The following is a 12,421-nucleotide window of genomic DNA, read 5'->3' as shown; positions in this document are numbered from 1 at the left end:
AGAATGCAGAGGTAGGGTTGTTGGGAGCAGTTTTTAAAAACGTATTCCTGATTACTCACCGCCCAGCCTTACAAAGAGGTGCTCATCCAATACCTCGTTGTATTTAATAATGGCTTTACGGTGAATCGCTTCCAGATGGTAACCTGCTTTTTCCAAAACGCGCATGGAAGCTTTGTTGGTTTCAAACACGCCCGCGTAAAGCCTGGTAATGCTCGTATTTTCAAAAATCCAGCTGGTCATTTGCAACACGGCCGAGGTCGTGATGTTCAATCCCCAAAAAGACTCACCCAGCCAATAGCCAATTTCCGCATTGTTACGGTGAATATCCTCCTGCCTCAATACACCGATACCGCCTACAAACTCCTCATTGTAATAAATTGCCCGGTGAAAGCTCTCGCCATTATGCCGGCCATTACAGAAATCGATCCAGTAGTGCGCGTCGGATAAAGTATAAGGTGAGGGGAAGTTATCCCTCACCTGTGCTACGACATTTTTGTTATTGGCTAAAAATGCCAGCCTTTCGGCAACGTTTCTTTGAAATAGCCTGAGTGTTACTTGTTCATTCATAAAAACTACTCACCGTCAAGCAAAAAGATCACCATGCTGCGCGCACCATGCGCACCGATGACCAATGATTGCTCAATATCAGCAGTTTTTGACGGACCTGCAATAAAACAACCCCAACCCGTGGTCTCCTGCAAGCGTACATACGCGTCGTGCATATTGTCCACGAGCGCGCTACGCGGGATCAGCAGCGCCAGGTTCTGTGTAATGAATGGTAATGCGCGGTAGGGCAAATGCCGGTCCGAAATCCAGACGGCCCCATTTTCTGCCACCCCGAATTCAGCTCGCAGGATAGCTATTTCAACTGTTTCCAACTCGTGGGGATCCGAAACATTGAGGCTAAAATCGGCCCATTCGGCGAGCTCCGGAATTGTTGTGGCGCGGTTGGCGATCGCCCCGTAAAGCTCATGCGCTTTGTCCGATAGTTCCGCAAGATCCTTTACCACGATCACCTCGGTATAAATGGCCCCAAGCATCTCCCTGAATTTCTCCTCCGTATTGTCATAAAGGCTGTCATACCGCAATTGATCCGGCAATGCGGTCTCGCTGGGTTTGTTTTGCCTGATTTGCTGCAAAATTCTTTCTCGTGAGTTCATGGTTATGCTTTTCGGTTTCTTACATACCAGTCACGGAAACTTTCCTTCGGTGCCTCCGGCATGTCGCGCTGCTTGTACCAAGGGTTCAGGCCGTTATTTACGATAAAGGGGACCGCTCTCATGACAGTCCGTCCAACCCGACCCGACCATTGGTAAAATCGCGGCTGTGCCAGCAATGTCGACATCGCGCGGATCCCTATTTCTTTGCTTTTATGTACATAGCCTTCCTTTGCCAGCACCTGCCTCCATTTGTAGAGCTGATCGTGGATATCAATCTTCACCGGGCATACGTTCGAGCAGCTGCCGCATAATGTACTTGCGAAAGGCAGATCGGCATTCTTTGTCATATCCAGGTTGGGTGCCAGAATAGAACCGATCGGCCCGGCAACTGCATTGTGGTAACTATGCCCGCCACTCCGACGATAAACCGGGCAGGTATTCATACACGCTCCGCACCGGATACATTTCAGCGAGCTCCGAAAATCGGCGCGGCCGAGTTGTGTGCTGCGCCCGTTATCCACGATTACAATATGCATTTCCTGCCCTTCCCGGGGCTTTTTAAAATGGCTACTGTAAGTGGTAATTGGCTGCCCGGTGGCACTCCGCGCAAGCAGACGCAGAAATACGCCCAGGTGCTCCTGCTCTGGAATAATCTTCTCAAAACCCATGCAGGCAATATGGATATCAGCCAGGTGTGCACCCATATCGGCGTTTCCTTCATTGGTACAGACCACAAATCCGCCCGTTTCAGCAACGGCAAAGTTTACGCCCGTCAGTGCTGCACGACGCGTCAGAAACTTGTCACGCAAATGCTGACGCGCGGCTTCGGTGAGGTACTGCGGATCGGTAGCGCCTGCTACCGTGCCCAGATGCTCATGAAAGAGGTCGCCTATGTCTTTCTTTTTCAAATGGATTGCAGGCAGAACAATATGACTTGGGGGCTCATTCCGCAGCTGCACAATGCGCTCGCCAAGGTCGGTATCAATCACTTCGATGCCATTCTTGCCAAGGAATTCATTCATGTGGCATTCCTCAGTCAACATCGACTTGCTCTTTACCATCTTATTGACCTTATGCTGTTTCAGGAGACCGAGGACAATTTCGTTATGCTCGGCAGCATCGGCCGCCCAGTGCACATGAACGCCATTTTCCCTGGCTTTTTGCTCAAACATCACCAGCAATTCATCGAGATGCGAAAGCACATAATGCTTGATACCCGAAGCCGTCTCCCGGAGCTGTTCCCATTCGGGCAGCTGTTTGGAAGATTTATCACGTTTCTGACGCACGAACCACAGGGTTTCGTCATGCCAGTTTACATACGGTTCGTCTTGGTTGAACACTTCGGAAGCTTCCGCGTGATCGATACTTGTTTTGGACATAGCTGCCTTAACAATTTGATAATGGTATTTTAAGAAGAATAAGGATTGCACTTTTCACATTCATTGCACAATTCCAAGTTTGCAATTTGTTTAATAAACAACTTTTTCAAAATCAAAAAATTGCTATTTTATTGTATTGCAATATCTTATAATTTTGAATCACAAAGTTTTTCGATCGGGGCATCGGAGTCTGAAACAAGTTTAGTTTAACTTTTTTTAGACATTTAAATAACAACTCCTATGAAAACCAAAAACACTCTTATTATCGCAGCCTTGACTGGCTTGCTTCTATCAGGATCGGCATTTTCTTCAAATGCGCAGGACAACATCGCTACCGCAGACAAAACTGAAAGCACTTCGACCAAGCTGACCGTTCTGCAGGTTAAACCATTGCAATTCCGTGTTTCTTATAATAATCCAATTTCAAAAAACGTAGTCGTTCGCATTCTGGACAACGAGAAAAATGTTCTTTTCTCAGAAAACAGACGCGTAGATAACAACTATTTGAAATACTTCGATTTATCAACCCTTTTGGACGGCACCTACACGTTTGAAATCACGGATGGTAAAGAGAAGGCTTCACAATCGTTTGATATCTTGACTACAACCAGCCGCGTTGTTTCTTCCATCAACTAATAACGTGGCTCTTCTCAGATTCTGAACCGGCGTGGAGCGCCTGGCGTGGTACGTCCGGCGTGGTACGCAATCCGTAAACTTTGTATAGACCGGGGCTCAATGTATGGGCTCCGGTCTTTGTTTCTGAATGCTGCTGTTCAGGATTTCAGCGATATGTTTTACCTGGACATTTGAATGGCTGCGTTTCAGTATACCCCCCAAATGCATCAGACAGCTCATGTCCGAGCCCGTAATGTATTCCGCTTGGTGACGTAAATGATCGGCCACCCGGTCCTTGCCCATTTTCACCGACACCGCTTCCTCGCTCACACAGAACGTCCCGCCGAACCCACAGCATTCATCTGTCCGGTCGAGGTCGATCAACTGGATGCCTTTTACCTGCTTCAAAAGTGAAACCGGCTTCGAAAAGGGAGCTGCATTCAATTCCGACATCTGGGACAAATGCAGACCGCGTTGCCCATGGCATCCCTGATGCAGCCCTACCCGGTACGGAAACTCCGCTTCGATCAAATCTATTTTCAGGATGTCGGTGATGAACTCGACCAGCTCATATACCCGTCTGCGCAACATCTTCGACTCATCGGCCTTATTGTCGGCCTTAAGATGGTCTTTGATATGCAGCACGCAACTTCCGGACGGAGAAACTACGTAATCGCAATCGTTGAACTGATCGTAGAACAGATTGTCACACGATCGGGACAAATGTTCAAAACCGGAGTTGGCCATCGGTTGCCCACAGCAGGTCTGATTCAGGGGGAACGTTACCCGGCATCCCAGTTTTTCCAGCAATTCCAGTGTGGCAATGCCCACCTGGGGGTAAAACTGATCCACATAACAGGGTATAAATAATCCGATCTTCCAATTTGAGTAATTCATTTTCTACCAAAATTCAATGGTGGCTTGAATGGGATAGTGATCAGAAACGTCCGGATAATTCCTGATGACTTTGTAGTTCTTGATGCGTACCTTGTTGTTAAGCAAAGCAAAAATATAGTCGAGCCGGTCGCCCGGTAAACCTTGATTCCAGGTCTGCATCTGCGACCCATGGGCAGCGTCCTGCCATTTTTTGCGGAACGAAAAATAAGGTTGTTCGTTCGGTCTCGCGCCCATATCCATGCCCAGCAGAACGGGCTGAACACTGTTGACGAGCATCTGATTAATATAAGCGGCCTGCAATGCCCGATCCATCACCGAAGCATATTCCAACCGGGAGTTACAAAACCGGAAGGTCAATCCTCTCGACAACCTGATCAGTCCGCAAAGGAGCACTTTCGGGTCGGAGCCGGCAGTTTTGGGAAGATTGATCACCTGGGTCTTTTCAAATGGCCAACTGGATAGTATTCCTACACCCTGTGTTCCGTTTTCGGAGGTATCGGCGACAGCATATGCATAATACATACCCGTTTGCGCGGCGATCTGCCTCAATTGAAACTGGACTTTCCCCTTCTCCATCAGGCTGTCGACCGCCTGAAGGGCGACCAGGTCGGGGTCATTTTCCTTGATAATCCTTAAAATATCCCTCAAATTGGACTCTTCGGCATCATTTAACCCATGCCGGATGTTAAAACTCATCAGCTTGATCTCCACGGCCCGCCGGGGCTGTGATCCAAGTATAGCGAATGAGGCAAGAAGGATGGACGTCAAGTAAAGTAATCTAATCAACCTGATCGAATGCTAGTTCATACTATAACCTTTATTTTTAGAGGGCAAATATCTGTTCCATCAACACCCATTTTTCCCCGGGTTTGGCAGTAGGCAACGCCTGCTGGTATTTCCACATGAGCTGCTCCCATTCCTGCACCTTCGGATTGGATGCATCCATCCGGGCTTTTGCATCAAAACTGAAATCATCATCCGTTTCCATGATCATGAACAAACGGTTGCCGACCCTGTAAATATCCATTACCGTAATGCCGGCATCCGTAATGCTTTTGTGTATTTCAGGCTGGATCTTTTTGTGATAACCTTCGTACTCCGCGATCATTTGCGGGTCATCCACCAGGTCCACCGCCAGGCAATATCTTTTCATACTCAATACTTATATATCCAGATTATAAAACCGCCTCGCATTGTTCCCCATCACATCCCGTACTTCGTCATCGGAAAACATACTCAGGTAATCAGTGAGAATCCCCTTGGCACCTTCGTATTCTCCTGCCACGAGGCAAACGGGCCAGTCCGAGCCGTACATGATCCGCTCCGGGCCGAAAGCTTCAAAAACCACATCGAGATAAGGCCTGAAATCAGCCTTCTCCCAGTGCATCCATGTTGCCTCCGTTACCATTCCCGACACCTTGCAATGGACGTTCGGCAGTTCGGCCAATCTCCGGATATCCTCGGCCCAGGGCTGCAATTCCTGTGCTTTGATCAGCGGCTTGGCAATATGATCGAGCACAAAATGAACGTTCGGCAATTTGACCGCGAAGTTGAATGCTTCTTTCAACTGGTTATGATAAATGAGAATGTCGTAAGTAAAGTCGAATGCAACCAGCTGTCCTACTCCCCTGATGAATCCGGGTTGAAGCAGGAAACCCTCCGGCTGCCCTTGTGCGACATGCCGGAAACCTTTTAGTTTTTCAAACTGTGAGTACGTTTCCAGCTGGTCATACAGGTTCTCTGCCCGCAGATCGACCCAGCCTACGACACCTTTGATAAAATCATCGGCTTCGGCCAGATGCAACAAAAACTCCGTCTCCGCATCCGACTGCGAGGCTTGTACAGCTATGCATCCATCTATTTTGTTCGCCCTCAGAACAGGCCAGAGATCTTCCGGCAGGAAATTCCGGCGGATCACCTGCATGTCGGGTGTGATCCAGGAGTCCCGTTCTTCGTCAAAAACCCAGAAATGCTGATGGCTGTCTATTGTCATTGTTATATCGCTTTCCAGGCTACCGCTTCCTGCTTTTGAGTACCCAATTTCTGAATGCCCAGTTCAACCACATCGCCGGGTTTGAGGTAAACCTGCGGCTTCATACCCAGCCCCACTCCTGCCGGCGTTCCGGTGGTGATGACATCGCCCGGAAGCAGGGTCATGAACTGGCTCAGGTAACTAACCAGGAAAGGAATTTGGAAAATCATATCGGAGGTACTGCTATCCTGAATCTTCTTGCCATTCAGGCTAAGCCAGAGGTCGAGGTCGTTGGCATTACCTACTTCGTCTGCCGTCACCATGTAGGGTCCCAGTGGCGCAAAGGTGTCATTGCTCTTTCCCTTCACCCATTGACCACCACGCTCCATTTGGAATGCGCGCTCGGAGTAGTCATTATGGACAGCATACCCAGCCACGTAATTCAATGCGTCCGCTTCATCCACGTAGCTGGCTTTCTTCCCGATCACCACTGCCAGCTCCACCTCCCAGTCGGTTTTTTCCGAGTTCCTGGGGATAACAACCTGATCGTTAGGCCCGCATAATGCCGAAGTTGATTTGAAAAAAATAATAGGTTCCTTAGGAAGCTCGGTTGCGCCAGATTCGTATGCATGCTTCGCGTAATTCATACCTATACAAACGATCTTGGACGGGCGCGCAACGCAGGAGCCGTAACGGAATCCATCTTCTACCTTCGGAGCGGAAGCTGCATTGGATTCCAGCCAGCTTTGCAAGCGGGTAATCCCGTCAGTCGCGAAAAATTTCTCATTATAATCTTCGCCAAATGCAGAAACATCCAGCTTTGTTCCATCCGGCAGCTCTACGCCAGGCTTTTCATTTTCAAATGCACCAAATCGAAAAAGTTTCATATACGTACTTCGGCTTTGGGCAGTCGGCCTTCCGCCTTTTGGGGTTTTGGTTACTTCGGCGGTCGATTTTCGTCCGTCGATTTTAAATATTTGTACAAAATAAAAATTTTCAGAAAACTTCGACAACCGAAAGCCGGCAGCCGAAAGCCCTTCCTAATTATTCAACTTCTCAAACCCGCCGTCGATCAGGTAATCGCAACCGGTAATGAAACCTGCCTCGTCGGAACACAGGTACAATGCCAATGCACCGATTTCTTCCGGTTTAGCCATGCGGCCGATGGGCTGCGTTTTCGACAGCTTTTCAAACATTTCCTGCTCCTTACCGGGATAGTTTTTGGAAATAAAACCGTCCACAAACGGTGTATGCACGCGCGCGGGTGAAATGCTGTTGCAACGGATGCCATCGGCCAAGTAGTCCCGGGCGACAGACAATGTCATGGAATAAACCGCTCCCTTGGCTGTCGAATAAGCAAAGCGATCCGGAATTCCTACTGTCGCGGCAATGGACGCCATATTGAGGACTACTCCCCCACCGTTCTCTTTCAAATGCGGGATGGTGGCCATGAGGCAATTGTACACTCCCTTTACATTGATGTTGATCACCCGGTCGAAATCGATCTCCGCCGTGGTGTCGGCCTTTCCGATATGCGCGATTCCTGCGTTATTAACCAGGATATTGATATTTTGCTTCGCCGCAATGGCATTGATTGTATTGACGACATCTGTCTGCTTGGAGATGTCCAGAGCGTGTGCCTCAGCCTGACCGCCCTCGGCAGTGATTTCGCGCACTACTTCGTCGGCAAGGTCAATATTAAGTTCCAGAATGTGCACATAGGCCCCCTGCTTTGCGAACGTTTTGGAGATCGCCAATCCGATCCCGCTCGCTCCGCCGGTTACCAGCGCTGTTTTTCCATTTAGATTGAACATAGTTCTTTTGTTTTTGGTCCCCCGGGTTGAAACCCGGGGTTGATGATGCGTTGTTTATACCGGCAGCGACCTTTTCCAGCTCCTACTTTCCAACCCCTGCTTTCAAGACGGGGATAGGCGGCCTACCGGAACCTGGTGCTGAGGCCAACTTCGGGTGCTTGCCTCACAGCGATACTCCCCGCTTCCAGGGGATGAAATCGTCCTGGCCCAATTGCTGGGCCTTGGTTTGTTCACCGCTTGCCACTTTGATTACATATTCAAGCAATGCCTCGGCGTTTTGTTCGATGCTCTGCGTACCGTCCACAACCGGGCCGCAATCGAAATCGATAACGTCCGGCATGCGTTGTGCCAGTGCCGAATTGGTAGCAACCTTAGCCACGGGGCAGATCGGGTTACCTGTGGGCGTACCCAGGCCGGTAGTGAAGAGAATGATGTTCGCCCCGGCCGCGGTCTGGCCTGTGGTAGCCTCCACATCGTTTCCAGGGGTGCAAACCAGGTGCAGTCCCGATTCCGAAGCTCTCTCGGTGTAATTCAGAACATCAGATACGTAGGCATTACCTCCTTTTTTTGCTGCCCCAGCCGATTTGATGGCGTCGGTGATCAAGCCGTCCTTGATGTTGCCTGGCGATGGATTGAAAGCAAATGCTGAGCCCACGGCTTCCGCTTTGCCGGCGTAGTCACGCATCAGTTTTTCAAACTTCGCGGCTTTTTCCTCCGTTACACAACGGTTTAATAATTCCTGCTCAACACCATTCAGCTCAGGGAATTCGGCCAGCAATGTCTGACCTCCCAATCCTACCACCAGATCCGAAAGGTGTCCGAGAACAGGGTTGGCCGAGATACCGGAGAAGCCATCCGACCCGCCGCACTTCAGACCTACCGACAGCTTCGATAACGGGGCATCGGCCCTTTCGAATTCGTTGATTTTAGTTAAGCCCATAAACGTTTCCTTAATAGCGCCGGACATCAGCGAGTACTCAGTCCCCTTCTGATGTTCAAACGCAAAGAATGGCTTATTAAAATGCGGATCACGCTTACGGATTTCATCTTCGAGTGTTTTAAGCTCCGAATTCTGGCATCCCAGGCTAAGCACTGTGATCCCCGCTACATTGGGATGAACCGCATAAGCAGCAAACAATGAGCATAATGTATTGGCATCCAACCGGGTGCCACCGCAACCGCCTTCATGGGTAAGAAATTTCACTCCGTCCACATTTTTGAACGGCCGTTCCGGTTTCTTACGAGCGACAGGAGCATCTGTAAACGTTTCGAGGCTTTTGATTTTCCGCATATCCCCGGCCTGGTACAAATGCAGGAATTCCCGCACCTGGTCGCGGTACATATCGGTTTGTGCATAGCCAAGCTCACGCTCGAATGCATCCTTCATGATCAAAACATTGCGGTTCTCGCAAAAAACCAGCGGTACCACCAGCCAGTAGTTGTAAGTGCCTACGCGGCCGTCTTCACGATGATAACCTTTAAAAGTCCGGTTTTGCCAATGACTCACGTCCGGCTGTACGTATGTATAAGGTTTGCGGTTGGCAGTACTGTAATCGTGCGCGTCGTGTTTGAGATTGAAGGTGGTGATGGGTTCTCCTTTCTTGATAGGCTGCGTAGCCCTTCCCACCAGTACCCCATACATAATGATGGCGCCTCCGGTTTCAATGTCTTCCGTAACGAATTTATGCTTGGCCGAAACGCCGTATTGAAGTGAATAATGATTTCCCTCCCATGTCACGTCCGCGCCTGCGGGTTGATCTCGCAATGCCACGATCACATTATCGGAAGGGTGAATTTTCAAAAGTTGGGACGCCATAATATGTTCAAGGTGAATGGTAACAAGGTATATTCCAGTGGTATCTAGTTCCGCCAAATAGAATATATCAGCAAAACAACAGAATTATTTGAATACTATGAACTCAGACATTAGCAATTTTTTCAACTATATTGGCATATATTTCTCTTTTACGGTTTTAATCATGTAATTATTTGTGAAACCGCAGCTGCTCAAAGTTCCGAAAGGGCTACAAAAATCATTCAGTATCCGTCGCGACGTGGTACTCTACTTCTATAACCGCTGGCATTACCACCCTGAATTAGAGCTCATTCACATCGAGCAGGGCTCCGGCACCCAGTTTGTCGGCGACAATATCCGAAGTTTCCAGAGCGGAGATCTGCTGCTCATCGGCCCTAACCTCCCGCATTACTGGCGTTGCGATGAAAAGTACTTCCAGCGTGAAAGTAAGCTTTATGCACAGGCAACGGTCGTCCATTTTTCGGAAGATATATTTGGCAAAACCTTCCTGGGATTGCCCGAAAACAAGGCCATTCACGATCTGCTGCTCAAAGCCCGTCTTGGAATGAAGATACTCGGCGAAGGGACCGATAAAGTAAAGGTCCTTCTGCACGAACTCCTCAATCAGAGCAATGGGAACCCCATCATCTCATTATTACAAATACTGGAAACCCTCGCCCAATGCGGCGAGATCAACCTCCTGTCGAACACCCAGTACCAAAACGAGTATGACCAGTACGATACCGACCGGATCAACCAAATTTACCAGTACTCGATTTCCAACTTCCAGAAAAAGATTTCCATTGAAGAAATCGCCGAGGTCGCCAATATCAGTCCGCATTCTTTTTGCAGGTATTTCAAAAGCCGCAGCCGCAAAACCTACTCGCAATTTTTACTGGAACTGCGGATCGGCCACGCCTGCAAATTGCTTTCCGAAACCCGCATTCCGGTGGCACAGGTTTGTTTTGAAAGCGGTTTCAATAATTTCGCCAACTTCAATAAATACTTTAAAATCCATACAGGCAAAAGTCCGATGCAATACCAGAAGGAATTTAGAAAAATCCCTATTTCCGGCCATTTGCCCACCTTTAACGCAGCCTTATGAGAGCCAATCTGATCAATATCTTTGAAAAAAGCATTCAAGAAGCAGAAATCCGTATCGCGGGAAAACATATTGACAAAATAGAAATCCTGGGTCCGGAAAACCCCGCATTACCCTATGCATTACCCGGCTTTACGGATGCGCACGTGCATGTGGAAAGCTCCATGCTCACACCTGCGCAGTTTGCGCGGCTGGCTGTGGTGCATGGGACGATCGCGACAGTGTCCGACCCACATGAGATAGCCAATGTCCTTGGCATTGAAGGTGTGTACTTCATGATCGAAGACGGCAAGCGCGTCCCGTTCAAGTTCTGCTTCGGCGCGCCCTCGTGCGTCCCCGCGACGATTTTTGAAACGGCTGGTGCCGTTGTAGATGCGGATCAGGTAGGTAAGCTGCTTGCCAATGCCAATATAGGCTACCTTGCCGAGGTCATGAACTTTCCCGGTGTACTGCATGAAGATCCCGATATGATGGCGAAAATCAATTGGGCTAAGCATTATAATAAGGTAATAGACGGCCACGCACCCGGCCTTCGTGGCGATGCCGCAAAGCAATATGCCAGTCACGGGATCAGCACCGACCACGAATGCTTCACCTACGAGGAAGCGCGTGAGAAAATAGATTATGGTGTCAAAATCCTGATCCGCGAAGGCAGCGCCGCCCGGAATTTCGAAGCACTGATCCCGCTGATTGACGAGTTTCCCGATAGCATTATGTTCTGTTCCGACGATAAGCACCCCGACAATCTCGTGGAAGGACACATTGATGTACTTGTTAAACGCGCGCTCGCCTCGGGATATAATTTATGGCATGTGCTGCAGGCTGCGTGCGTAAACCCGGTATTGCATTACAGTTTGAATGCGGGCCTGCTACGGGAAGGCGATCCGGCAGATTTCATTCTTATCGATAATCCCGATGAATTTAATGTTTTTGAAACCTGGATTGATGGTGCATTGGTGGCCAGACAAGGCCAGTCGCTGATACCCGATTTACGCAGCGCGCATCCCAATCGCTTCGAATGCGAATCCAGATCTCCCTCCGATTTTATCTGCTCCGCAAAAAATTCCGGGAGCCAGATCAGGGTCATCGAGGCCTTGGAAGGTCAATTGGTTACAAATGAATGGATAACAGCCGGAAAGGTCGTCAATGGCGCCTTGGTTCCCGATCTGGAAAAGGATGTGCTGAAAGTAACGGTCGTGAACCGCTATGCCCCGGGTGTACCGCCGGCGATTGCGTTCATCCGGAATTTTGGGTTGAAAAGTGGCGCACTGGCATCGTCTGTTGCCCACGATTCACACAATATTATATGCATAGGTTGTGATGATGAAAGCATGGCGAAGGCGGTAAACCTGATTATCGGCGCGAAGGGCGGCATCTCGGCAGTCGGAGCAGGTGCAGCACATTTGATCGGGCTTCCAATCGCCGGATTGATGACCGATGAGGATGGTTACAAAGTTGCCGAAGCCTATACGCGCCTCGACGAGTTTGTGAAAAATGAACTGGGATCGACCTTGAAATCACCCTTTATGTCTCTGTCTTTCATGGCGTTACTGGTGATACCTTCTCTAAAACTGAGCGACAAGGGGCTTTTTGACGGGGAAAACTTCAAGTTCACCTCTTTAAGTTTATAAAACACAGTCGTTTTAAGGAAATGGTATCATTAACCTTTGAAATATAATTTTATAAT

13 protein-coding genes are annotated in these 12,421 nt (G+C 49.1%); 3 read left to right on the top strand and 10 right to left on the bottom strand.

The genetic code is table 11. The features are described 5' to 3' along the window. Nucleotides 1-51 precede the first annotated feature (51 nt). From BP71_RS24305 to BP71_RS24295, 3 genes are read right to left on the bottom strand one after another with little or no spacing between them, the layout of a single operon-like run. On the bottom strand, nt 52-567 hold the full coding sequence (locus tag BP71_RS24305; RefSeq protein WP_496384080.1) for a GNAT family N-acetyltransferase: 516 nt from the start codon (nt 565-567) through the stop codon (nt 52-54). Nucleotides 568-572: 5 nt separating this feature from the next. After that, nucleotides 573-1,160, bottom strand: a complete 588-nt coding sequence (locus BP71_RS24300) for a LutC/YkgG family protein (protein WP_496384078.1) — start codon at nt 1,158-1,160, stop codon at nt 573-575. A gap of 2 nt (nt 1,161-1,162) precedes the next feature. Beyond that, on the bottom strand, nt 1,163-2,539 hold the full coding sequence (locus BP71_RS24295) for a lactate utilization protein B (protein ID WP_496384076.1): 1,377 nt from the start codon (nt 2,537-2,539) through the stop codon (nt 1,163-1,165). A gap of 240 nt (nt 2,540-2,779) precedes the next feature. On the opposite strand from BP71_RS24295, the gene BP71_RS24290 reads away from it, so the two are divergent. Next, nucleotides 2,780-3,175: a hypothetical protein gene (locus tag BP71_RS24290; RefSeq protein WP_496384074.1), complete on the top strand. Its 396-nt coding sequence runs from the start codon at nt 2,780-2,782 to the stop codon at nt 3,173-3,175. Nucleotides 3,176-3,271: 96 nt separating this feature from the next. On the opposite strand, the gene BP71_RS24285 is transcribed toward BP71_RS24290, so the two are convergent. From BP71_RS24285 to BP71_RS24255, 7 genes are all read right to left on the bottom strand, one after another. After that, nucleotides 3,272-4,051 (bottom strand): (Fe-S)-binding protein, encoded by a 780-nt coding sequence (locus tag BP71_RS24285; RefSeq protein ID WP_496384072.1) that lies wholly within the window; start codon nt 4,049-4,051, stop codon nt 3,272-3,274. A gap of 3 nt (nt 4,052-4,054) precedes the next feature. Continuing rightward, nucleotides 4,055-4,819, bottom strand: coding sequence for an endonuclease/exonuclease/phosphatase family protein (locus BP71_RS24280; protein ID WP_496384070.1), 765 nt, complete (start codon nt 4,817-4,819; stop codon nt 4,055-4,057). 55 nt (nt 4,820-4,874) lie between these two features. Beyond that, nucleotides 4,875-5,204, bottom strand: a complete 330-nt coding sequence (locus tag BP71_RS24275; protein ID WP_496384068.1) for an L-rhamnose mutarotase — start codon at nt 5,202-5,204, stop codon at nt 4,875-4,877. A 9-nt stretch (nt 5,205-5,213) separates the two neighbouring features. After that, nucleotides 5,214-6,044, bottom strand: a complete 831-nt coding sequence (locus tag BP71_RS24270; protein WP_496384066.1) for an amidohydrolase family protein — start codon at nt 6,042-6,044, stop codon at nt 5,214-5,216. A 2-nt stretch (nt 6,045-6,046) separates the two neighbouring features. Next, nucleotides 6,047-6,910 (bottom strand): fumarylacetoacetate hydrolase family protein, encoded by an 864-nt coding sequence (locus BP71_RS24265; protein ID WP_496384064.1) that lies wholly within the window; start codon nt 6,908-6,910, stop codon nt 6,047-6,049. A gap of 153 nt (nt 6,911-7,063) precedes the next feature. Further along, a complete protein-coding gene (locus BP71_RS24260; RefSeq protein ID WP_496384062.1) occupies nt 7,064-7,837 on the bottom strand; it encodes an SDR family NAD(P)-dependent oxidoreductase in 774 nt (257 codons plus the stop codon). A gap of 163 nt (nt 7,838-8,000) precedes the next feature. After that, complete coding sequence (locus tag BP71_RS24255) at nt 8,001-9,653, bottom strand: UxaA family hydrolase (RefSeq protein ID WP_496384060.1); 1,653 nt, start codon at nt 9,651-9,653, stop codon at nt 8,001-8,003. 175 nt (nt 9,654-9,828) lie between these two features. On the opposite strand from BP71_RS24255, the gene BP71_RS24250 reads away from it, so the two are divergent. Both BP71_RS24250 and ade read left to right on the top strand, forming a co-directional pair. Further along, nucleotides 9,829-10,737, top strand: coding sequence for an AraC family transcriptional regulator (locus BP71_RS24250; RefSeq protein ID WP_496384058.1), 909 nt, complete (start codon nt 9,829-9,831; stop codon nt 10,735-10,737). Continuing rightward, nucleotides 10,734-12,365, top strand: coding sequence for an adenine deaminase (gene ade, locus BP71_RS24245; protein WP_496384056.1), 1,632 nt, complete (start codon nt 10,734-10,736; stop codon nt 12,363-12,365). Before BP71_RS24250 ends, ade begins: the two co-directional genes overlap by 4 nt. Nucleotides 12,366-12,421 lie beyond the last annotated feature (56 nt).

The sequence above is a fragment of the Dyadobacter ginsengisoli DSM 21015 genome (genome assembly GCF_059568735.1).
Note: the sequence above shows the minus strand (reverse complement) of the source record. Positions and strands in the feature narration are given on the sequence as shown.

Coding starts and splice junctions, on each gene's coding strand:
- ade (WP_496384056.1), top strand. CDS start 10,734: ATGAGAGCCAATCTGATCAATATCTTTGAAAAAAGCATTCAAGAAGCA.
- BP71_RS24290 (WP_496384074.1), top strand. CDS start 2,780: ATGAAAACCAAAAACACTCTTATTATCGCAGCCTTGACTGGCTTGCTT.
- BP71_RS24300 (WP_496384078.1), bottom strand. CDS start 1,160: ATGAACTCACGAGAAAGAATTTTGCAGCAAATCAGGCAAAACAAACCC.
- BP71_RS24270 (WP_496384066.1), bottom strand. CDS start 6,044: ATGACAATAGACAGCCATCAGCATTTCTGGGTTTTTGACGAAGAACGG.
- BP71_RS24255 (WP_496384060.1), bottom strand. CDS start 9,653: ATGGCGTCCCAACTTTTGAAAATTCACCCTTCCGATAATGTGATCGTG.
- BP71_RS24260 (WP_496384062.1), bottom strand. CDS start 7,837: ATGTTCAATCTAAATGGAAAAACAGCGCTGGTAACCGGCGGAGCGAGC.
- BP71_RS24305 (WP_496384080.1), bottom strand. CDS start 567: ATGAATGAACAAGTAACACTCAGGCTATTTCAAAGAAACGTTGCCGAA.
- BP71_RS24275 (WP_496384068.1), bottom strand. CDS start 5,204: ATGAAAAGATATTGCCTGGCGGTGGACCTGGTGGATGACCCGCAAATG.
- BP71_RS24285 (WP_496384072.1), bottom strand. CDS start 4,051: ATGAATTACTCAAATTGGAAGATCGGATTATTTATACCCTGTTATGTG.
- BP71_RS24265 (WP_496384064.1), bottom strand. CDS start 6,910: ATGAAACTTTTTCGATTTGGTGCATTTGAAAATGAAAAGCCTGGCGTA.
- BP71_RS24295 (WP_496384076.1), bottom strand. CDS start 2,539: ATGTCCAAAACAAGTATCGATCACGCGGAAGCTTCCGAAGTGTTCAAC.